Source organism: Nocardiopsis coralliicola (assembly GCF_054779695.1).
The window spans coordinates 71,798-92,586 of record NZ_BAAGXT010000021.1 but is presented as its reverse complement, the minus strand read 5'-3'; the positions used below and the strand labels follow the sequence as shown (position 1 = coordinate 92,586).

At 74.7% G+C, this 20,789-nt stretch carries 16 protein-coding genes and 1 pseudogene; 9 read left to right on the top strand and 8 right to left on the bottom strand.

Features of this window, described 5'->3' with window-relative positions; genetic code table 11:
* The coding region (locus ACYVGT_RS16210; RefSeq protein ID WP_460859054.1) for a Wzz/FepE/Etk N-terminal domain-containing protein at nucleotides 1-868 on the bottom strand (868 nt) is incomplete at its 3' end.
* Between the two features lie 341 nt (nucleotides 869-1,209).
* Nucleotides 1,210-4,815, bottom strand: coding sequence for a transcription-repair coupling factor (mfd, locus tag ACYVGT_RS16205; RefSeq protein WP_460859052.1), 3,606 nt, complete (start codon nucleotides 4,813-4,815; stop codon nucleotides 1,210-1,212).
* A gap of 503 nt (nucleotides 4,816-5,318) precedes the next feature.
* Between mfd and cysC the strand changes: the two genes are divergently transcribed.
* Entirely contained in the window at nucleotides 5,319-6,929 is a 1,611-nt protein-coding gene (gene cysC / locus ACYVGT_RS16200) for an adenylyl-sulfate kinase (RefSeq protein WP_460859049.1), read from the top strand.
* A gap of 65 nt (nucleotides 6,930-6,994) precedes the next feature.
* Nucleotides 6,995-7,753: a nucleoside triphosphate pyrophosphohydrolase gene (mazG, locus tag ACYVGT_RS16195; RefSeq protein ID WP_460859047.1), complete on the top strand. Its 759-nt coding sequence runs from the start codon at nucleotides 6,995-6,997 to the stop codon at nucleotides 7,751-7,753.
* A 221-nt stretch (nucleotides 7,754-7,974) separates the two neighbouring features.
* On the opposite strand, the pseudogene ACYVGT_RS16190 reads toward mazG, so the two are convergent.
* The 3 genes and pseudogenes from ACYVGT_RS16190 to ACYVGT_RS16180 form a co-directional block, all read right to left on the bottom strand.
* Nucleotides 7,975-8,181: pseudogene (locus tag ACYVGT_RS16190) on the bottom strand (IS982 family transposase); the annotation flags it as partial.
* Between the two features lie 175 nt (nucleotides 8,182-8,356).
* Entirely contained in the window at nucleotides 8,357-9,967 is a 1,611-nt protein-coding gene (locus tag ACYVGT_RS16185) for an FtsW/RodA/SpoVE family cell cycle protein (RefSeq protein ID WP_460859045.1), read from the bottom strand.
* Between the two features lie 273 nt (nucleotides 9,968-10,240).
* A complete protein-coding gene (locus ACYVGT_RS16180) occupies nucleotides 10,241-10,999 on the bottom strand; it encodes a FadR/GntR family transcriptional regulator (protein ID WP_460859043.1) in 759 nt (252 codons plus the stop codon).
* Nucleotides 11,000-11,207: 208 nt separating this feature from the next.
* Here ACYVGT_RS16180 and ACYVGT_RS16175 point away from each other — a divergent pair, with 208 nt between their 5' ends.
* Both ACYVGT_RS16175 and nhaC read left to right on the top strand, forming a co-directional pair.
* Nucleotides 11,208-12,428, top strand: coding sequence for a trans-sulfuration enzyme family protein (locus tag ACYVGT_RS16175; RefSeq protein ID WP_460859039.1), 1,221 nt, complete (start codon nucleotides 11,208-11,210; stop codon nucleotides 12,426-12,428).
* A 29-nt stretch (nucleotides 12,429-12,457) separates the two neighbouring features.
* Nucleotides 12,458-13,909, top strand: a complete 1,452-nt coding sequence (gene nhaC, locus ACYVGT_RS16170; RefSeq protein WP_460859038.1) for a Na+/H+ antiporter NhaC — start codon at nucleotides 12,458-12,460, stop codon at nucleotides 13,907-13,909.
* A 17-nt stretch (nucleotides 13,910-13,926) separates the two neighbouring features.
* Here the strand turns inward: nhaC and ACYVGT_RS16165 are convergent, their stop codons facing one another.
* Nucleotides 13,927-15,234: an FAD-dependent monooxygenase gene (locus tag ACYVGT_RS16165; protein WP_460859034.1), complete on the bottom strand. Its 1,308-nt coding sequence runs from the start codon at nucleotides 15,232-15,234 to the stop codon at nucleotides 13,927-13,929.
* A 289-nt stretch (nucleotides 15,235-15,523) separates the two neighbouring features.
* Between ACYVGT_RS16165 and ACYVGT_RS16160 the strand changes: the two genes are divergently transcribed.
* From ACYVGT_RS16160 to ACYVGT_RS16140, 5 genes are all read left to right on the top strand, one after another.
* Nucleotides 15,524-16,069: a TetR/AcrR family transcriptional regulator gene (locus ACYVGT_RS16160; RefSeq protein WP_460859032.1), complete on the top strand. Its 546-nt coding sequence runs from the start codon at nucleotides 15,524-15,526 to the stop codon at nucleotides 16,067-16,069.
* A gap of 149 nt (nucleotides 16,070-16,218) precedes the next feature.
* Nucleotides 16,219-17,502 carry a phosphopyruvate hydratase gene (eno, locus tag ACYVGT_RS16155; RefSeq protein ID WP_460859030.1) on the top strand — a complete coding sequence of 428 codons (1,284 nt, stop codon included), beginning with the start codon at nucleotides 16,219-16,221 and terminating at the stop codon, nucleotides 17,500-17,502.
* 2 nt (nucleotides 17,503-17,504) lie between these two features.
* Nucleotides 17,505-18,308, top strand: a complete 804-nt coding sequence (locus ACYVGT_RS16150; RefSeq protein WP_460859028.1) for an FtsB family cell division protein — start codon at nucleotides 17,505-17,507, stop codon at nucleotides 18,306-18,308.
* Nucleotides 18,309-18,463: 155 nt separating this feature from the next.
* Nucleotides 18,464-18,952: a DUF501 domain-containing protein gene (locus ACYVGT_RS16145; RefSeq protein ID WP_460859060.1), complete on the top strand. Its 489-nt coding sequence runs from the start codon at nucleotides 18,464-18,466 to the stop codon at nucleotides 18,950-18,952.
* Nucleotides 18,949-19,950, top strand: coding sequence for a Ppx/GppA phosphatase family protein (locus tag ACYVGT_RS16140; protein WP_460859026.1), 1,002 nt, complete (start codon nucleotides 18,949-18,951; stop codon nucleotides 19,948-19,950). Before ACYVGT_RS16145 ends, ACYVGT_RS16140 begins: the two co-directional genes overlap by 4 nt.
* An 8-nt stretch (nucleotides 19,951-19,958) precedes the next feature.
* Here the strand turns inward: ACYVGT_RS16140 and ACYVGT_RS16135 are convergent, their stop codons facing one another.
* Both ACYVGT_RS16135 and ACYVGT_RS16130 read right to left on the bottom strand, forming a co-directional pair.
* The gene (locus tag ACYVGT_RS16135; RefSeq protein ID WP_460859024.1) at nucleotides 19,959-20,228 is read right to left on the bottom strand and encodes a type II toxin-antitoxin system RelE family toxin; all 270 of its coding nucleotides are present in this window, start codon (nucleotides 20,226-20,228) and stop codon (nucleotides 19,959-19,961) included.
* Entirely contained in the window at nucleotides 20,225-20,497 is a 273-nt protein-coding gene (locus ACYVGT_RS16130; RefSeq protein WP_460859021.1) for a type II toxin-antitoxin system Phd/YefM family antitoxin, read from the bottom strand. The genes ACYVGT_RS16135 and ACYVGT_RS16130 overlap by 4 nt, the downstream gene beginning before the upstream one ends.
* Nucleotides 20,498-20,789 lie beyond the last annotated feature (292 nt).

Here is a 20,789-nt window from a genome sequence, read left to right as displayed (position 1 = left end):
CGAGCAGCACCGGCAGCGGGGTGGCGCGGCGTAGGTCGCGCACGGTGCGCAGGGTGCGGTCGCGCCGGTCGGCGGCGAGCGCCGCGGCGGCGCCGGCGGCCAGTCCGAGCAGGCCGCCGGCGGCCGGCCACAGCAGCCCGCGCGGCGATTCCGGTGCCTCCGGGGCGACTGCCGGGGTGATCACGCGGCCCGGATCGAGCGCGTCCCGGGCTGCGCTGAGCGGTGTCATCGCCGCGGTGAGCTCGGTGATCTCGTTCTGCAGGGCCTCCGCGCGGCCGGCGCCGCGCGTCGGGGAGGCGGTTCCGGGTGCCTCGGCGCCGCTGCGGGTGAGTCCGGCGAGTTCGCCCTCGCGGTCGTCGAGCTGGCCGCGCAGCGCGTCGAGGCGGTCGTCGATCCGGGTGCGTGCCCGGTCGGCCCGGTCGGCGAGGTAGGCGTCGGCGAACGCGGCCGCGCCGCGGCGGGCCGCCTGCGGGCTGCCCGCGGTGTAGGCGATGTCGAGGACGCTGCTGCTGGGCGGTGCCTCGACTGCGACGCGCTCGCGCAGCGCGGCCGGAGCCTCGGCGGTGCCGAGCAGGTCGGCGGCTTCGGCCGCGACCTCGGTGGAGCGCACGATCTGCGCCTCGGTCGCGACGTCGACTCCGCCGCTGGCGGAGCCGGGCGGGGCACCGGCGGTGGCGGCGTCGCCGGCCGGCTCGACCTGCACGGATGCCTGTGCGGTGTAGGCGGCCGGTACCGCGGCCAGCGCGATCCCCGCGGCGAGCAGGCCGGCGGCGAGCCCGCCGAGCACGAGGACCCGGTGCCGGCGCAGCGCGGCGGCGCAGTCCCGGAGTCCGGGGTGGCGCGGCTCCGGGCTTTCGACGGTCTCCATGCGCGGGTCGGTCCTCCCTGCTGCGCGCCGGGCGCACGGCGGCACGCTGGCGACTGATCGTGTCTTTACTGACACCAAGAGTAGTCGTTCAGTGCCGTTGGGGTGCCGACCTTGACGGGTGATTCCTGACGGTCCGAAAGCCGGTCGGCGGCCGCGGCCGCCGACCCGCATGCCGCGGCGCAGCCGTCCCCGCCGCGGTGCCGGCTGATCGGAGGGGCGGGCAGGGCTTCCGCCCGCGGGCAAAGGCGGGGGTCCGGATCGATCGGCGCCGCCGGCGGAGTGGGCCGCCCCGGGCGCAGCCGCGCCCCGGCAGCCCACCGGGCTGCCGGGACGCGCCGGCGCTACTGCGCGCTGGACCCGCTCGGCTGGGCGGGTTTGGGCTGGAGCACGGACTCCACCAGCTCGGTGCACCAGGCCAGCAGTGCGAGGTCGCGGAGCGGCTTGCCGCCCAGTCCGCCCGACTTGGGGACCGGCACCAGCAGCGTTCCGGACGCCTCCTTGAAGACCGCCTTGGGGTGCAGTCGGCGGAGCCGCAGCATCTGCGACTCGCGCAGCTCGACCGGTGTGAAGCGGATCTGCGCGCCCTGCAGCACCACGTCGGTCAGGCCGGCCGATTTGGCCAGCACCCGGAACCGCGCGACCTGCAGCAGGTTGTCCACCGGCTCCGGGACGGGGCCGTACCGGTCGACGAGCTCCTCGCGGGCCGCGGCGATGTCCTGCTCGCCGGCGACGCCCGCGATCCGCCGGTACGCCTGCAGCCGGAGCCGCTCGCCCGGCACGTAGTCGTGCGGGATGTGCGCGTCGATCGGAAGCTCGACCCGCGTCTCGGCCTCCTCGGCGGCGGTGCCGTCGCCCTTGAGCTCGCGCACCGCCTCGCCGACCATCCGCACGTACAGGTCGAAGCCGACGCCCGCGATGCTCCCGGACTGCTCCGCGCCGAGGATGTTGCCCGCGCCGCGGATCTCCAGGTCCTTCATCGCGACGTACATGCCGGCGCCGGTCTCGGTGTGCTGCGCCACCGTGGACAGCCGCTCGTAGGCGGTCTCGCTCAGCGGCCGCTCCGGCGGGTACAGGAAGTAGGCGTAGGCCCGCTCCCGGCCGCGGCCCACGCGCCCCCGCAGCTGGTGCAGCTGGGACAGGCCGTAGGTGTCGGCGCGGTCGACGATGAGGGTGTTGGCGTTGGGCACGTCCAGGCCGGACTCGACGATGGTGGTGGACACCAGGACGTCGTAGTTCTTCTCCCAGAAGTCGACCATGACCCGCTCGAGCTGCTGCTCGTTCATCTGGCCGTGCGCGTAGGCGACCCGCGCTTCGGGCACCAGCTCGCTCAGCGACGCCGCGACCTTCTCGATCGACGCCACCCGGTTGTGCACGAAGAAGACCTGCCCCTCGCGCATCAGCTCGCGCCGGATGGCCGCCGCGATCTGCTTGTCCTCGTAGGGGCCCACGAAGGTGAGTACCGGGTGCCGCTCCTCCGGCGGGGTGAGGATGGTCGTCATCTCGCGGATGCCGGTCAGCCCCATCTCCAGGGTGCGCGGGATCGGCGTCGCCGACATCGCCAGCACGTCGACCTGCGTGCGCAGCCGCTTCAGCGCCTCCTTGTGCTCGACGCCGAACCGCTGCTCCTCGTCGATGATGATGAGCCCGAGGTCCTTGAACCGCGTTTCGTCGGAGAGCAGCCGGTGGGTGCCGATCACCACGTCGATCTCGCCGCTGCGCAGCCCCGCGCGCGTGGTCTCGACCTCCGCCTCGGACTGGAACCGGGACAGCGGCTTCACCGTGACCGGGAACGACGCGTAGCGCTCGGAGAAGGTGGACAGGTGCTGCTGCACCAGCAGGGTGGTGGGCACCAGCAGCGCCACCTGCTTGCCGTCCTGCACCGCCTTGAACGCCGCCCGGACCGCCACCTCGGTCTTGCCGTAGCCGACGTCGCCGCAGATCAGCCGGTCCATCGGTACCGACTTCTCCATGTCGGCCTTGACCTCTTCGATGGCCGCCAGCTGGTCCGGCGTCTCCGCATACGGGAAGGCGTCCTCCAGCTCGCGCTGCCACGGCGTGTCCGGGCCGAAGGCGTGGCCCGGCGACGCCTGCCGCGCCGAGTAGAGCCGGATCAGGTCTCCGGCGATCTCCCGCACGACCTTGCGCGCCCGGCTCTTGGTCTTGGACCAGTCCGAGCCGCCCATCTTGGACAGCGTGGGCGCTTCGCCGCCGACGTACCGGGTGACTTCGTCCAGCTGGTCGGTGGGCACGAACAGCCGGTCGCCCGGCTGGCCCCGCTTGGAGGCCGCGTACTCGATGACCAGGTAGTCCCGGGTGGCGCCCTGGATGGTGCGGCTCACCATCTCGATGTAGCGGCCCACACCGTGCTGCTCGTGCACGACGTGGTCGCCCGCCTTGAGCTGCAGCGGGTCGACGGCGCCGCGCCGCCGGCTGGGCATCTTGCGCATGTCCCGCGTCGACGCGCGCTGCCCGACCAGGTCGGTCTCGGTGAGCACCGCGGTCCGCACGCCGCTCCACACGAACCCCTGGTGCAGCAGGCCGGTGGTGACGGTGGCGACCGACGGGGCGGGTGCTTCAGTGAGATCGGGGGAGAGCCGGGCGCCGAGCCCGGCGCCGCGCAGCATCGCGTCCAGCCGCTCGGCGGATCCGTGCCCCTGGGTGACCAGGACGACGCGCCAGCCGTCGTGCAGCCACCGCTTCACATCGGCCAGGGCGCGCTCGGTGTCGCCCCGGTAGGCGTCGGCCTCGGACGCGCCGAGCGTGCGGGGCGCGCCGCCGGAGTACCCGGCGTCTTCGGTGCCGGGGTCGCCGGCTTCGAACGGGGCGATCGTCCACCAGGGCAGGCCCCGCTCGGCGGCCTTCGCGCGCACCTCGCTGATCGAGGAGTAGGACGCGCCGCCGAGGTCGACCGGCGCGGCGCCGCCGGCGGCCGCGTTGATCCACGACGCGTCCAGGAACTCCTTGCTGGTCGCCTCCAGCTCCAGCGCGCGGGCGCGGACCCGCTCGGGGTCGCAGGCGAGGATGTGGGCGCCGGAGGGGAGGTAGTCGAAGAACGGCTGCATCCGCTCGGCGAGGACCGGCGCGAACGCCTCCATGCCCTCCACCGCGATGCCTTCGGCGATCTTGCCGAGGACTTCGGCGAGGGACGGGTGCTCGGCGGCGAGCTCCGCGGCGCGCTCCCGCACTGCCGGGGTGAGCAGCAGTTCCCGGCACGGCGGCGCGAACAGGCCGGACGCGGCGTCGGTGGCGCCGGACTCGGGCAGCGACCGCTGGTCGGCCACCTGGAAGTAGCGGATCTCCTCGACCGTGTCGCCCCAGAACTCCAGCCGCAGCGGGTGCTCCTCGGTGGGCGGGAAGACGTCGAGGATGCCGCCGCGCACGGCGACGTCGCCGCGCTTCTCCACCAGGTCGACCCGGGCGTAGCCGGCGTCGGTGAGGCCCTGGACGACGTCGTCCAGAGCGACCTCGTCGCCAGGGCGCACCCGTACCGGGGTGAGGTCGCCGAGGCCGCCGACGAGCGGCTGCAGGACGCTGCGCACCGGGGCGACGACGGCCTTGAGCGGCGCGGCCAGCGGGTCGGCGGGGTCGGGGTGGGCGAGCCGGCGCAGCACTGCGAGCCGCTGGCCGACCGTGTCGGAGCGCGGCGAGAGCCGCTCGTGCGGCAGGGTCTCCCAGGCGGGGAACAGCGCCACCGAGTCCGGCGGGAGCAGCGACTCCAGCGACTCGGCCAGGTCGGCCGCCTCGCGCTCGGTCGCCGTGATGCAGAGCACGGTGCGGCCGGCGCCGACCGGTGCCTCGGCGGCGATGGCGCCCGCGATGAGCGGCCGCACCGCTGCGGGCGCGACCAGGTCGAGCTGCGGATCGCTGCTGTGCTGCCGGGCGGTCTCGACGGTCTGCCGGAGTGCCGGGTCGTCGACGACCGCGGGGAGAAGTCCGAAGAGGCTCATATCACCATTCAGGGCGTGAGACGTGGTGGAGTCCGCGCGGCGCGACGCGGCGCCCTGCGGGGTCCGTCGGAGACCGGCCCGTGGAGCGGGCGGTTGCGGTGGCCGGTGCGGAGTCGGTGGAGTGCGCCGGGGAGCCTGCTCCGGGCGCGCCGCGGGGACTGCGGCCGTGCGGGCGTCCGGGCGGGGTGCGGACACACGTCTGCCGCGCACCGGTCCGGACCTGGCGGCTCCCCTGCCGGTCCAGACTACTGCGGCGCAGTGCCGCCGGCATCCCGACCGGGCAGCTCGGACGCCCCCGCGGGGACGCGCTCCCGGCGCTGCCGCCGTCTCGCTGCCTTCAATCTCGCTCGTTTGCGTCTGACGTGCGTTCCAACACCTGGAGCAGCCCGGGTGTTCCCGCCGCCGGCCGCGCACGGGCCCCGCCCTCAGTCCGCCCGCCGCGGCCGCAGCGCCGCCCTCTACGCTGGTCCGCGGCGGGCGCGGCCCGGCCGCGGCGCGCACGGATGCGCGCCGGCCGGGCGGGAGGCTCCGCCGGGACCGAGCGAGCGGAGGTCGGATTGCACACGGGGCCGGACGACGAGAGGGGCGTGCCCGCATTCGCCCCTGACCCGGTGAGCCTGGGCCATCTGGAGCTGATCCTCAGCGGGGGGTACCCGATGGCGGGGTTCATGGGCGAGCGGGAGGCGCACGCCGTGGCCGAGTCCGGCCGCCGCCTCGACGGAACACCCTGGCCGGTGCCGGTCACCCTCCCGGTACCCGCGGAGCACGCCGGGGCCGACCGGCTGCTGCTGACCGACCCCGAGGGCGCGCCGCTCGCCGAGCTGGCCGTCGCCGAGCGGTGGACCGTTTCCGAAGGCGCCGCCGCACCGGACGGCCGCCCGCCCGGGCCGAGACTGGCCGGCGAAGTGGTGATCGCCGGGCTGCCGGCCTACGGCGCGCTGCGGTCGCTGCGGCTGGCGCCCGCCCAGATGCGGGCCCGCCGCGAGGCCGAGGGCGGGTCCGGCCCGCTGCTGGCGGTGGCCGTCCGCGGCCCGCTGCACCACCGCGCGCTGGCCCGGGTCCGCGCCGCGGCCGACGCAGTGGGCCGGCACGGCCCGGCCGAGGTCCTCGTCCTGTTCGACCTGCCCCTGGAGCGCGAAGGGGCTGCGACCGCCGTCCTCGCGGCCGAACCGCTGCTTCCGCCGCGCACCTGGTTCGCCGGCGTCCCGCTGCCGCCGGGCAGGGACGGAGACCTCCTCGCGCCCTACGTGGCCCGCTCCTACGGCGCCACCCACCTTCTCGCCGACGGCCCGCTGCCCGCGGAGCCGGGTGCGGAGCCGGAACCCGGGCAGGGCACGGCCCGGTGGACCGCCCGCGGCGGCTGGGAGGTCGTCGACCCGGGGGAGTGGCGCTACGACGCGGCGCACGGCAGCTGGCGCCCCGCGGCGGCCGTCGACCCGGCCGCTGCGGTGGACGAGCCCTCGCCGGCCGAGGTGGAGTCCATGCTGGCGCGCGGCCGCTCGCTGCCGGCCTGGTTCACGCCGTCCCGGGTCGCGGCCGAACTGGCCCGCATCCGCCCGGCCCGTACCGACCGCGGCCTCACCGTGCTGTTCACCGGGCTGTCCGGATCGGGCAAGTCGACGGTGGCGCGCGGCGTCGCCGACGGCGTGCGCCGCGCCGGGCGCACGGTCACCCTCCTGGACGGCGACGTGGTGCGGCGGATGCTCTCGGCCGGCCTCACGTTCTCCCGCGAGGACCGGGACCTCAACGTGCGGCGCATCGGCTACGTCGCCAGTGAGATCACCCGGCACGGCGGGGTGGCGGTGTGCGCGCCGATCGCGCCGTATGCGGCCACCCGCGCCGAGGTGCGGACCATGGTGGAGGAGCACGGCGACCTGTACCTGGTCCACGTGGCGACCCCGCTGGCCGAGTGCGAGGCGCGCGACCGCAAGGGGCTGTACGCGAAGGCGCGGGCCGGGGAGATCCCGGCGTTCACCGGCATCTCCGACCCCTACGAGGAGCCCGGCGACGCCGACCTGGTGATCGACACGACGGGTACCGCGCCCGAGGATTCGGTGGCCGAAGTGCTGTCGGCGCTGCGCGCGGGCGGGTGGCTGGCCGGGGGCGCGGACTGAGCGGCCCGGGCGCCCGCGTTCCGGGTGCGCGGCGGCACGGACGAAGCGATACGGAAGGGGTGCCCATGGGCACGGAATCGGCGGACACCGGCGGCGGTGCGGCGGCGCAGGGCGGGCAGCGGCCCGCCGGCGGCGTGCAGCGGCTCACTGACGTGATGGACGCCCTGCGGCGCACCTGCCCGTGGGACGCCGAGCAGACGCACGAGTCCCTCGCCAAGTACCTGGTCGAAGAGGCGTACGAGGCGGTCGAGGCTATCGAGCAGGGCGATCCGGAGGCGCTGCGCGAGGAGCTCGGCGACGTCCTGCTCCAGGTCGCCTTCCACGCCCGGGTCTCCCAGGAGCGTCCGGACGGCGGCTTCACCGTCGATGACGTGGCGGACGCGATCACCGCGAAGATGGTCCGCCGCCACCCGCACGTCTTCGCCGGCACCGAGGTCTCCGGTGCCGATGATGTGCGCGGCAACTGGGAGGCGATCAAGGCGGCGGAGCGCGCCGGCCAGGACGGCGGTCCGTCCTCGGTGCTGGACGGGGTGCCGTTCGCGCAGCCGGCCGTGCTGCTCGCCTATGAGCTGCAGAAGCGCGCCGCACGCAACGGCGTGCCCGAGGAGCTCATCGCGGCCGCCGGGGCCGACGGCGGGGACGGCGCCGGCCTGTTCGCCGCGGTCAGCGCGGAGCGCCGGAGCGGCGGCGACCCGGAGATGGACCTCCGCGCCGCCGCCCGCCGCTTCGACACCCGCCTCCGCGCCGCTGAAGCCCGCGCCCGCGAGGCGGGGCGCGACCCCCGCTCCCTGTCCGCCGATGAGTGGTCCGCCTACTGGGGCTGACCCGCGGAAGCGCTCCGCGCCGTTCAGCGGTGCGGGCCTCGGGAAGCCCCCGCTGCGCCGGTGCCGGCGGTGCACCCGCCGCCCGGCCGGCGAGGGGGTCGGGGCGGGCCAGCTCGCCCTCCTCGCCTCCCCGGCCGGGGAGAACGCCGCGAGGGCGAGCCGGGGCGGCAACAGCAGGAGGGCGGTCCGCCGACCTCGCCCCAGAAAGCGTGTCCTGGCCAGTGCTCGTCAGTGCTCAGCGACGGCTTCACCGGGGCACCCACCAACCGGTTGTGCCGGATCGCCGCGTTCAGGGCGAGGATGCGCTGACCCACCCTGGCCAACAGCCCCTCTGCGGTGCGGGCGCCATGGCGCTCCAGGCCGAGCTGGTTCTCCAAGATCCCGATGATCGCCTCCACCCGCTGGCGCAGCCGTCTCGGGAACGTGCGGGCCGGCGCTAGGGCGTGTGTGGTGGGTGGCGTTCACCGCGATCGGTGCCGGCGGTGCACCCGCCGCACGGCCGACGAGGGAGTCGGGGCGGGGTTTTCCGGCCGAGAAGAGGAGAACGCCGCGAGGGACGTGCCAGGGCGCCGGGCAGCAGGGCAGGTGTCCACCGAACCCGCCTTAGGGCTCCCGGCCGGGGGCGCCCTCCGGGGCGGCTGCTTCCGGGCCCCCGCCGGCATCGGCGTCCGGCAGGTCCGGCCCCTCGCCCGGGGCGGGTGCGCTGCCGGCCGGGCGGCCGGCAGCGGCGGCCGCGTCCTCCCGCTGCTCTCCGCCGGGCCCCGCCGCGCCCCGCGCCTCCGCGGGCGGGCCGCCGGCGCGCCGCAGGCCGGGCAGGCCCGCGATGAGCTCGGTGGACTGGCCCGCGGCGGTGTCCGCCGGCGCGTCGGACGCGCGGTAGCGGGCGTCGGAGATGCGCAGCCACAGGCCGACGACGAGCCAGCTCGCCACCAGTGACGACCCGCCGGCGGCGAGGAACGGCGTCGTCATGCCGGTCAGCGGGATCAGCCGGGTGGTGCCGCCCAGCACGGTGAAGACCTGGAACGCGAAGAGGAACGCGAAACCGCTGGCCAGCAGGGTGAGGAACACGTCGCGGGCCTCCAGCGCGATCCGGAACCCCCGCTCCACCAGGAGGAGGAGCAGCATCAGCACCGCCGACAGCCCGGTGAAGCCGTACACCTCGCCGATCGTCACCAGGATCAGGTCGCTGTCGGAGGCGAAGATGCCGGCCGAGCGGGCGCCGGCGAAGCCCGTCCCGGTCAGCCCGCCGTCGGCCAGCGCGAACAGCCCCTGCACGAGCTGCCGGCTCCCGCCCGCCTCTGCGGTGTACAGGGCCGGGTCGAACGGGTCCAGCCAGATCGCCACCCGCTGCTGCACGTGCCAGAACATCGCCCACGCCGCCGTCGCCGCCACCGCGAACAGCAGCAGCCCGATGCCGACCCACGACTTGCGCGCGGTCGCCGTGTACAGCATCGCCAGGAACACCGCGAAGAGCAGCAGGGACGTCCCGAGGTCCTTGGTGGAGACCAGCACCAGGATGGCGAACCCCCACGCGACCGCCATCGGGCCGAGCACCCGCATCCGCGGCATGCTGAAGACCTTCACGCCGCGCACCCGCACCGGGGGGCCCGCCACCGACAGGATGTCGCGCTTCAGCCCCAGGTAGCCGGCGAGGAAGACGATCAGCGGCAGCTTCGCGAACTCCGACGGCTGCACCGTGTAGGAGCCGACCGACAGCCAGCGGCGCGCCCCGTACAGCTCCAGGCCGATGCCGGGCAGTACCGGCAGGAGCAGCAGGACCAGCCCGCCCGCCGCCAGCAGGTACGGGTAGCGCTGCAGCCGGCGCGGATGGCGCACGGCGAGCACGGCCGCGGTGCAGCCGGCCGCGGCTGCGCCGGTCCACAGCAGCTGCCGCCACGCCTCCGCATGCCCGGCGCTGCCGCCGAGCCCGTAGATGGCGGCCAGCCCGACTCCGTTGAGCAGCAGCGCCAGCGGCAGCAGGACCGGATCGGCGTGCGGCGCGGCGAAGCGCACGGTGAGGTGGAGTACCGCCGCGCAGGCCGCGAGGGCGGCCGCGAACGCGCCGAGTTCCGGCGGCAGGGCCCCGTCCAGCTGCAGCCCGGCCAGAGCGATCCCGCCCACGGAGGCGGCCCAGGCCGCGAAGAGCAGCCACGCCTCGAACGTGCGGGCGCGCTTGCGGCGCCGCTGGCGTGCCTCGCCGTCGTCTCTCCCCATCCCGCCCGCCGTCCACCGGGTCCCCCGACCCTAGACGCCGCACCTGCGCGCCGCCCTTTCCACCCGGGGCGTGTCGCCCGGAGCCCCGGCGGCAGGCGGTCAGGCGGCATCGGGTCCCGCGGCCGCCGGCTCGCGGGGATACGGGTGCTGTGCCCGCGGTGCTGGATCCGGCTCGCCGGCGGGGGCGGCCAGCGCAGGCGCTCTCCCGCCGATCGGGGCGCTGCGCGGCCGTATCGCCTGCCGCGCCGGTGCTCCGCAGCTCGAACCGGCCCGTCAGGGAGCCGGGTCGGGCCGGGTGCGGATCTCCTGCAGGGTGACCTGGAGGTGGTCCTCCATGGCGGCGACGGCGCGGGCGGGATCGCCGGAGGAGACCGCGCCGAGGAGCTCCTCGTGCTCATCGGCGGAGGAGGCCGGGTCGGCGGCGTGGGCGAGGAACCGCCGGTGGCTCTGCTCGCGGCTGCCAGCCAGCGACTGCTCCAGCGCTTCCAGCATCCGCACCAGGCTGAGGTTTCCCGACGCGGCCGCGACCGCCAGGTGGAAATCGCGGTCGGTCGCCAGCCGGTTCGCCATGTCCAGCGGCGCGGCGCGCATCCGGCCGATGGTGGCACGGGCCCGCTCCAGCGCGCCGCGGGCCTCTTCCGCCTCGCCGGTGCCCAGCCGCTGCGCCGCGAGCCGCGCGCCGTGCACCTCCAGGGCCTTGCGGATCTCGGTGAACTCCATCAGCGCCCGCCGGTCGCGCAGCACCGAGACCGCGATGAAGTCCTGCACCGGAAGCGCGTTCGGCGAGGCGATGACCGCCGGGCGCCCCTGGCGGCGGTGCACGAGCCCCTTGGCTTCGAGCGTCTTCAGCGCCTCGCGGACCACCACGCGGCTCACGCCGAAGCGCTCTGCCAGCTCCTTCTCCGACGGCAGGCGCTGGCCGGGTGCCGCGCCGGGGCCGACGCAGAGCTCCTCGACGAACTCGGCGACCTGGGAGGCGAGGGAGTGCGGCCGGGCGCGGCGCGTGCCGTCCGCTGCTTCGCTCGCGGTCATCGCCCCTCGCCTCGCTGCTGTGCGCGCGGACTGCGCCGCGCGGCCGTGCCGGTTCCGCCGCTCCCGCAGGTCCTGCACGGCGGCGGCACCACCCTATCGACGCCGCAGGACGGCGCACCGCCCCATTGACCACTTAGCAGCTTGTCCTACAAGATGTCCGACACGTTCGGGCGGTGCGGAGCGTCCGCGCCGGGGTGGAAGGAGCGCGGTGGGCACGGAGGACACGGCCGAGGGCGGGCCCGGGCAGCAGAACGTGCCGGAATGGGGCGTGAGCAGCGAAGACCGGGAGATCTGCGCCGCCGCGTGGACCGGCCCCGGTGCGGAGGCGGGCGCCGTCGCCCCGCCCGTCTTCCAGACGAGCCTGTTCACCAAGCCCGATTTCGCGACGTTCGCGCGCGAGCAGGCCGCCGAGCACGAGAACTTCGTCTACAGCCGCGGCACCAACCCGACGGTGGCGTTCCTCGAAGAGCGGCTGGCCCTGCTGGAGGGCGGCGAGGCCGCGAAGTGCTTCGGCTCCGGCATGGGCGCGATCAGCGCCGTCCTCCTGGGGCTGCTGCGCAGCGGCGACCACGTCCTGTTCGCCAACGACGTCTACGGGCCGACACTCCAGCTGGCCGAGCGCCTCCGCGACTTCGGCATCGAGCACTCGGTGGTGCGCGACCCCTCCGCCGGGATCGGGCCGCACCTGCGCGACAACACCGCGCTGGTCTACCTGGAGAGCCCCGGAACGCTGCGGATGCGCCTGCTCGACCTGCCCGCGGCCACCGCCCTCGCCCGCGAGCGCGGCATCCCGACGGTGGTGGACAACACCTGGGCCACCCCGCTGCTGCAGAAGCCCCTCGCGCTCGGCGCCGACATCGCCGTGCACTCCTGCACCAAGTACATCGGCGGCCACAGCGACGCGGTCGGCGGTGCGGTGATCGGCCCGCGAGACACCCTCGAGCAGATCTTCCGCCGGGGCTACCTGCTGCTCGGCTCGGTCATGTCGGCCATGGAGGCGGCGCTGTTCCTGCGCGGCCTGCGCACCCTGCCGTCGCGGATGGAGGAGCACTGGCGCAACGCCCGGCAGGTCCTCGACTACCTCGCCGCCCACCCCCGGGTGGCGGCGGTCCACCACCCCTACACCGCGCACGGCGCCGCCGACCCGCTGGTGCGGCAGCAGTTCCGCGGCTTCTCCGGGCTGCTCTCCTTCGAACTGGACGGTGCCGGCTTCGACGAGGTGGCCCGCTTCATCGACGGCCTGCGGCTGTTCCGCACCGGGGTGAGCTGGGGCGGCTACGAGAGCCTCGCGACCGCTCCGGTGCGGCCGGGGAGCGAGGCGGCGATGCGCGCCGCCGGGCTGGCGCCCGGCCTGGTCCGCCTCTCCGTGGGCCTCGAAGGCGCCGACCTGCAGCTGGCCGACCTGGACCGCGCGTTCAGCCGGTTCTGACGCACGACCCCCCACCAGAAAGGCTCCCGATGGCGACCCCCCGACCGGAGTCCCCGCCCGCACAACCGCGCCCCGCAGTGGCGCTCCTCCCGGTGGCCGCCGCCCTCCTCCTGCTCGGCGGCGGCATCGGCGTGGCGCAGTTCCCCGCCGAACTCATGGTGATCACCGCGGGCGCCGTCTTCGCGCTGTTCGCCTGGTGGTACGGCGCGCCCCTGTCCGACGTCGTCGCCGCGATGGGCGCCAAGATCGAGCGCGCCCTGCCGGCGATCCTCATCCTGCTCAGCATCGGCCTGCTCATCGGCACCTGGATGGTGTCCGGGACGATCCCGCTGATGATCCACTACGGGCTGTCGCTGATCGACCCGGGCGCGATGTACGTGCTGTCCTTCGTGGTCACCGCTGTCGTGGCGACCTTCACCGGCACCTCGTGGGGCGCCGGCGGCACGGTCGGGGTGGCGCTCATCGGCGTCGCCCAGACGATGGACCTCTCGCTCGCGATCACGGCGGGCGCGGTCGTCTCCGGCGCCTACTTCGGCGACAAGCTCAGCCCGCTGTCCGACACCACCAACATGGCCGCGCTCGCCGCGGGAGCCGACCTGTACGAGCACATCAAGCACCTGCTCTACACGGCCGTGCCCTCCTCGCTGCTGGCAGCCGCGGTGTTCATCGCGGCCGGCACCACGATCGACGCGGACGGCGCATCGGCGGGCGCGGTCACCGCCACCCTGGCCGAGCTGGACAGCGCCTTCTACCTGGGGCCGGTGCTGCTGCTGCCGGCCGCGGTGGTCCTGATCGGCTCGGTCCTGCGGTTCCCGCCGCTGCTGGTGCTCTCCGCCTCGTCGGTGACGGCGCTCGCCATCGCCGCGCTGGCCCAGGACTTCCCGGTGGCCGACCTGCTCGCCTCGGCCGTCTCCGGCTTCACCACGTCGATGCTGTCCGGGCCGCCCGTCTCGGACACCCTCGCCGAACTGCTGGAGCGCGGCGGGCTGCACTCCATGTACGAGCCCACGTTCTTCGTCTTCTGCGCCTTCTTCCTCGCCGCGGCCATGGAGAAGTCGGGTGCGCTGCACGTGCTGCTGAACGGGGCCATCGAGCGGCTGCGCAGCACCGGCGGCCTCGTCGCCGCCACGCTGCTGTCGGGGTTCGCCATCATCAACGCGACCTCCAACGCCCTGGTCACCTTCTTCCTGGTGCGCGACCTCTACGGCGGCGCCTACGCCAGGCGCGGGCTGCACCAGGTCAACCTGTCGCGCAGCATGGAGGACTCGGTGACCATCACCGAGGTCCTGATGCCGTGGACGGTCTCCGGCGTCTTCTTCGCCACCACGCTGGGCGTCGCCAACTTCGACTTCCTGCCCTGGGCGGTGTTCTGCTGGAGCGGCTTCGCCTTCTCGCTCCTCATCGCGGTCCTCGCGCCGCTCACCCGCGGCTTCGGCGTCCGGTCCGCGGTGCCGGAGAAGAGCGAAGCCACCGCGGCCTGACCCGCCCCGGGGGCCGCTCACTTCCGGGCGGCCTCCAGGGGGCGGTGGTCGGGCAGCGCGACGGCGTTGGCGGCGCGGGCGATGCGGTGGTCGAGGCGGACCAGGAGCCCGTGCAGCCCGAGCCGCCGGGCCGGGCCGAGCATCACGCGCAGGCCGGCGTTGCGGGCGGCCAGGGCGGTCCGGCTGGCGGGCAGCAGGAAGCCCAGTCCGGTGTCGGCCACCGCCTGGTTGCGGTGGACGAACGTGCGCATGGCCCGCTCATAGGCGGGGAAGGCGGCGCGGTGGTCGCCGCCGGCCGCCGCCAGTTCGGCGGCGAGCACGTAGGCGCCCACCAGCGCGAGGCTGGAGCCCTGGCCGGAAGCGGGCGACGGGCAGTACCCGGCGTCGCCGAGCAGCACCACGCGCCCCTTCGACCAGGTGTCCATGTGGATGCGGCTGATCGTGTCGAAGTAGAAGTCCGGGGCGCCGGCCGCCGCAGCGGCGAGTTCCTCGGTGCGCCAGCCGGCCCCCGCGAAGGCCTCGGCCAGCAGCGCCTGCTGGCCCGCGGTGTCGCGGTAGTGGATCCGGGGCTCCTGCGGCGCACGGGCCCCCAGTACGGCGATGGGCGGGGTGTCGGCGTCGATCCCGTAGAGGGCGGCGACGATTCCGGGCCGGTTGTACAGCAGCGCGCGGTGGTCGAACCGGGTGCCGTCGTGCAGGGTGAAGAAGGAGATGACGGCGCCGGCGTAGCGGCGGAACCGCTCCTCGGGGCCGAAGGCGGCTGCGCGGACGGCGGAGTGCAGGCCGTCGGCGCCCACCACGAGGTCGAAGTCGCGGTCCGGCGCGCCGTCGAAGGAGACCCGGACCCGGTCGCCGCGGTCGTCCACGCCGCGCACCGCGGCGCCGAAGAGGTACTCCACCCCGTCCTGTGCCGCGTCGTAGAGGATCCGGCTGAGATCGGTGCGCAGCAGCTCCACTTCGTCGCCGCCGCCGGAGGCGAAGACCTCGGAGCCGGCCGAGATCCGGGCGCGGCCCTGCGCGTCGACGATCTCCAGGGAGTCCAGGTCGACGTCTGCCGCGCGGGCGGCCTCCAGGACGCCGGTGCGGGCGGCCACCTCGACGGCGGCGCCGCGCAGGTCGACGGCGTAGCCGCCGGTGCGCAGCTCCGGCGTGCGCTCGGCGACGGTCGGCGCGAAGCCGTACCGGGCCAGCCAGTGCGCCAGGGCGGGGCCGGCGACGCTGCATCCGGCGATGAGCACGGTGCGGGCGCGGCCCCGGCGGGAGCGGCCGGGGGCCGGCGCGGTGGGGGAGGTCTGCGGCGGGTCGGGCTTCCGGGTTGCGGACATGGCGTGTTCCCCGTATCCGGGCGCGCACTGGCGCGGGGCCCGCGCCGTCGGAAGGGCGCCCGGTCCCGACGGTAATCGACTTACCTGCCGCACGGCAAGTAACTAACCGTGCGGCAAGTAGATAGGGTTCTCTCACCGCAGTGTCCTGCGGTCGGCGCCGGACAGCGGCGCTGACCGGCGCTGACCGGCGCTGACCGGCACCAAGCGGCCGCGGGCAGCAGTGGGCCCCGCGCAGCAGCTTCCGCACACGCGAGTCCCGGTGTGCGGGGGACGACAGAGAGGGGCAGCCGTGCCAAGGCGCCAGACCGACACCCGGGCGGAGATCCGCGCGACCGCGCTCGGCCTCTTCGCGCAGCACGGTTTCGCGGGGACGAGCCTCCGCCAGATCGCGGAGCAGCTGGGCATCACCAAAGCCGCGCTCTACTACCACTTCCCGTCCAAGGATGCCCTGCTCGCCGAGATCATCGACCCGATGATCGCGGCGGGCGAGTCCTACCTCGCCGAGGCCGAGGCGGCCGCCGCGCAGGGCCGCCCCGACCGGGCCGCGGTCATCGGCGGCTACTACGACTTCATCCGGAACCACCGCAGGGTGATGGAGCTGCTCCTCCACGACCTCGGGTCGGTGGCGCGGGTGGGGACCATCGTCGACGCCGTGCTCAGCTGGCGGGAGCGGCTGTCCGCGGTCCTCTTCGGGCCGGAGCCGGCCGCCGCGCAGCGGGCCATGGCGGTCGTCGCCTTCGGCGGGGTGATGGACGCCGCCGCCTTCGACCGGGACGGGGACCCCGCCTTCAAGGAGGCGGTTGTGGGCGCCGCGCTGCGTGCCCTCAGCGGGTAGCAGTGGTCAGCCTGCGAGGATGAGGCGTGCGGAGCCGGGTGGGGGCGCGCGGGGAGGGCCGGGATCGCTAGGCTCGGAGCCGTCGTGCGCCGGCGGGGCGGACCCGGGTGCGCGGCGCCGGCAAGCTACAGGCGTAAGGAGAAGCTACGGTGTCGTCGATCGAGGCAGTACAGGCACGGGAGATCCTCGACTCCCGCGGCAACCCGACGGTCGAGGTCGAGGTCCTGCTCGACGACGGGACGACGGCGCGCGCCGCGGTCCCCAGCGGCGCGTCCACCGGCAAGTTCGAGGCGGTGGAGCTGCGCGACGGCGGCGACCGCTACGGCGGCAAGGGCGTGGAGAAGGCCGTTGCCGCCGTCGACGACGAGATCGCCGACGAGCTGCTCGGCTTCGCCCCCGAGGAGCAGCGCCTCATCGACCGGGCGCTGATCGACCTGGACGGTACCGCCAACAAGTCGCGGATCGGTGCCAACGCCATCCTCGGCTGCTCGCTGGCGGTCGCCCAGGCAGCGGCGGAGACCTCCGGCCTGCCCCTCTTCCGGTACCTGGGCGGCCCCAACGCCCACCTGCTGCCGGTGCCGATGATGAACATCCTCAACGGCGGTGCGCACGCCGACACCAACGTCGACGTGCAGGAGTTCATGATCGCGCCGATCGGCGCGCCGAGCTTCCGCGAGGCGGTCCGCTGGGGCGCCGAGGTCTACCACGCGCTCAAGGGCGTGCTCAAGCAGCACGGGCTGGGCACCGGCGTCGGCGACGAGGGCGGCTTCGCGCCGAACCTGGAGAGCAACCGCGCCGCGCTCGACCTCATCGTCGAGGCGATCCGCGCCGCCGGCTACACCCCGGGCACCGACATCGCGCTGGCGCTGGACGTCGCCGCGAGCGAGTTCTACTCCGAGGGCGCCTACACCTTCGAGGGCGCCTCCCGCACTGCGGCGCAGATGGCCGACTACTACGCCGAGCTCGTCGACGCCTACCCGCTGGTCTCCATCGAAGACCCGCTCGACGAGGAGGACTGGGACGGCTGGAAGGCCCTCACCGAGCAGCTCGGCGCCAAGGTGCAGCTCGTCGGCGACGACCTCTTCGTCACCAACCCCGAGCGGCTCCAGCGCGGTATCGAGGAGGGCGCCGGCAACTCGCTGCTGGTGAAGGTCAACCAGATCGGCAGCCTCACCGAGACCCTCGACGCGGTCTCCCTCGCGCAGCGCAGCCGGTTCACCGCGATGATCTCGCACCGCTCCGGCGAGACCGAGGACACCGTCATCGCCGACCTGGCGGTCGCCGTCAACGCCGGCCAGATCAAGACCGGTGCGCCGGCCCGCAGCGAGCGGGTGGCCAAGTACAACCAGCTGCTCCGCATCGAGGAGGAGCTCGACGACGCGGCGGTCTACGCCGGCGCCGGCGCGTTCCCCCGCTTCCGGGCGCAGGGCTAGCAGTGCCGGAGGAGCCGGACGAGCGCTCCCGCCCCCGCCGGACCCGGTCGCCGCGCGGCGGGGCCGGCGGGGCGCGCTCCGCTGCCGGCGGGTCCGCCCGCGGTGCCGCCCCCGGCGGCCCGCGGGCCGGCCGCTCCGCCGCCGGCGGTGCGAAGTCCGCCGGCGGCACGTCCGCCGACAGCGCTGCGGGCGCCCGGAAGGGCTCCGGGGCGAAGGCTCCGGGAACCAAGCAGCAGCCCGGCGGCTCCGCCGGTGCGAAGTCCGCCGGTGCCAAGAAGGCGGCGAAGGGCGCGAAGACCGGGCCCGCGGCGGCGCGCAGTACCGGCACCGGGCCCAAGGCCAAGCAGGGCGGCAGCGGTGCCGCCGCGGCCGCTGCCGGTGCGGGCCGGGTGCTGAAGCCCGCGCTGACCAGTCGTGCCGCCATCCTGGCGCTGGTCGTGTGCGCCATCGCGCTGAGCCTCGCCTACCCGCTGCGCGAGTACATCGCCCAGCGCTCCGAGATCGCCCGGCTCCAGGACGAGCTGGCCCAGCGACAGGACTCGGTCGACACGCTCACCGAGCGGCGCGAGGAGCTGGGTGATGCCGACTACATCGAGCGCGAGGCGCGCACCCGGCTGCACTACCAGTATCCCGGCGAGCGGGCCTACGTCGTGGTCGACGGCGACGAGGAGCAGCACGCCGAGGAGGCCGCCGACGCCCCCGAGGACCCCTGGTACACGCTGCTCTGGAAGTCGGTCCAGGCGGCCGACGATCCGGACGCCGCCGGCCGCGGCGGCGCCGGCGGGCAGGACGCGCCGGAGCGGTAGTGCGCTGCGGCTACGCTGAGACCGCAATGGACAGCGCACACCTCTCCGACGACCCGCACCCGGCCGGCCCCGCCCCCGGCACCGCTGCCGCCCGCCGGGAGGCCCCGGCGGCGCCTCCGGCCGATCATCCGGTCTCCGCGGCCGACGCCGCCGCGATGGAGGCCCAGCTCGGCCGCGCACCGCGCGGCCTGCGCGCGGTGGCGCACCGCTGCCCGTGCGGCCTGCCCGACGTGGTGCGCACGGCGCCGCGGCTCGAAGACGGCACGCCGTTCCCCACGCTGTACTACCTGACCTGCCCGCGCGCCGCGTCGGCGATCGGCACCCTCGAAGCCGGCGGCGCCATGCGCGCCATGCAGGACCGGCTCGCCGGCGACCCCGAGCTGAAGGCCGCCTACACCCGGGCCCACGAGTCCTACCGCGCCGAGCGCGACGCCCAGGCCGCCGCCGACGGCCAGCCGCCGCTGCCGGACGGCATGCAGACCGCCGGCGGCATGCCGGAGCGCGTCAAGTGCCTGCACGCCCTGGTCGCGCACGAACTCGCCGAGCCGGGCAGCAACCCGTTCGGCGCCGAAGCCCTGGAAGAGCTGCCCCGATGGTGGGCGAAGGGGCCGTGCGTCTGCACGGACTCTGAGGAGGCGAAGTGAGTACGGTTGCGGCCATCGACTGCGGGACCAATTCCGTCCGCCTGCTGATCACCACGCTGGTGGAGGAGACCGGCGCGGACGGCAGCGAGGCGAGCCTGGTCGACCTGGAGCGGCGGATGGAGATCGTCCGCCTGGGCCAGGGCGTGGACCGCACGGGTTCCTTCGCCCCGGAAGCTTTGGAGCGGACCTTCACCGCGCTGCGCGGCTACGCCGAGCTGATGCACGAGCACGGTGTGCCGTTCGACGCCGAGCACGTCCGGATGGCGGCCACCAGTGCCACCCGGGACGCCGCCAACCGGCAGGAGTTCATCGACGGCGTGCGCGAGATCCTCGGCGTCGAGCCGGAGGTCGTCACCGGCGAGGAGGAGGCCGAGCTCTCCTTCATCGGCGCCACCGCCGAGCTGGAGGCCGACCCGGAGGCGGGCCGCCGCCCGTTCCTGGTGGTCGACATCGGCGGCGGCTCCACCGAGTTCGTGCTCGGCTACACCGGCGCCGATGCGGCGGAGGCGGCCGACAGCGCCGTGCGGGCCGCGGTCTCGGTGGACATCGGCTGCGTGCGGATGACCGAGCGGCATCTGGCCGACGACCCGCCCTCGGCCGAGCAGATCGCGGCCGCCGAGCGCGACATCGACGCCGCCCTGGACGCCGCGGAGGCCCAGGTGCCGCTGCGCGAGGCCGGCACGGTGGTCTGCGTCGCCGGCACGGCCACCACGGTCGCCGGCATGTCCCTCGGGCTGCCTGCCTACGACTCCGAAGCGATCCACCTGACCCGCGTCGGCGCGGACCGGGCCGACCGGATCGCCCGGGACCTGCTGGCCATGCCGCACGCCGAGCGCGCGGAGATCGGCGTCATGCACCCCGGGCGGGTGGACGTGATCGGCGCCGGCGCCCTGGTGCTGGACCGGGTGCTGGCCCGGACCGGTGCGGACGCCTTCATCGCCGGCGAGCACGACATCCTCGACGGCCTCGCCTGGAGCCTCATCCTCGGTGCGGAGTGAGGAGGGCTTCAGAGCTTGCGGTAGACCTCGCGCCGGTTGCCGACCGTGACGACGAGGATGATGAGTTCGTCGTTGTGGACCTGGTAGGCGACCCGGTAGCTGCCGACCCGGAGCCGGAACAGCCCCGATTGCCCGGCGAGTTTCTTGACGTCGGCGGTTGACTGGTAGGGGTCGTCTCCCAAGGCTGTGAGAGCGGCGAGGATGCGCATCGCCGTCGGCCTGTCGATGGCGCGGAGCTGGCGCTGCGCTGCCGGTGTGAACCGGAAGGCGTATTTCACGCTGCGCCATCAGAGCGCTCGGAGAAGAGATCGGCCAGCAGCTCAGCCATGCTCACGGTCGGCCCGCCCTCCCGGAGGACCGCCTCCGCCTCTCGGGCGAGCAGTACATCGGCCGCCTCTTCGAGGGCGTCGAAGTCTCCGATCGGGACCACCGCGGCGACCGGGTTGCCGTTGCGGGTGATGACCGTAGGAGTTCCTTCCTCGGCTTGGTTGATGTGGTCCGCGAGGTGGGCGCGGGCTTCGCGCACCGAGACGCTGTTCTCAGACATGACGCAAGTGTACGCGAATATGTGTACACGGAAGCGGTGGAGCGTCATTCCGTTGGCGGGCCCGTGAGACGCATCACCCGGGCGCGGGCATGTGAAAGCCTTAACATCCGGCCTGACCTGGTCTGATGTGCCGCGGCAAGGTTTTATGATGGTCTAAACCTCTCCTGGTCGTCCCTTTTGTGTCGGAGAGGGCTTGTGAAAGAATGCACAAGCGTCGGGCCGGTTGGCGAGCCGATCCGGCGCAAGCGGAGATGCCATCTTTTCGTCGGACGCGACAGAAGAGAGACATGCA

What these genes read in the sequence shown, in the direction of transcription:
- mfd (WP_460859052.1), bottom strand. Translation starts at nt 4,815, where the DNA reads ATGAGCCTCTTCGGACTTCTCCCCGCGGTCGTCGACGACCCGGCACTC.
- cysC (WP_460859049.1), top strand. Translation starts at nt 5,319, where the DNA reads ATGCGCGCCGGCCGGGCGGGAGGCTCCGCCGGGACCGAGCGAGCGGAG.
- mazG (WP_460859047.1), top strand. Translation starts at nt 6,995, where the DNA reads ATGGGCACGGAATCGGCGGACACCGGCGGCGGTGCGGCGGCGCAGGGC.
- ACYVGT_RS16185 (WP_460859045.1), bottom strand. Translation starts at nt 9,967, where the DNA reads ATGGGGAGAGACGACGGCGAGGCACGCCAGCGGCGCCGCAAGCGCGCC.
- ACYVGT_RS16180 (WP_460859043.1), bottom strand. Translation starts at nt 10,999, where the DNA reads ATGACCGCGAGCGAAGCAGCGGACGGCACGCGCCGCGCCCGGCCGCAC.
- nhaC (WP_460859038.1), top strand. Translation starts at nt 12,458, where the DNA reads ATGGCGACCCCCCGACCGGAGTCCCCGCCCGCACAACCGCGCCCCGCA.
- ACYVGT_RS16165 (WP_460859034.1), bottom strand. Translation starts at nt 15,234, where the DNA reads ATGTCCGCAACCCGGAAGCCCGACCCGCCGCAGACCTCCCCCACCGCG.
- ACYVGT_RS16145 (WP_460859060.1), top strand. Translation starts at nt 18,464, where the DNA reads ATGGAGGCCCAGCTCGGCCGCGCACCGCGCGGCCTGCGCGCGGTGGCG.
- ACYVGT_RS16130 (WP_460859021.1), bottom strand. Translation starts at nt 20,497, where the DNA reads ATGTCTGAGAACAGCGTCTCGGTGCGCGAAGCCCGCGCCCACCTCGCG.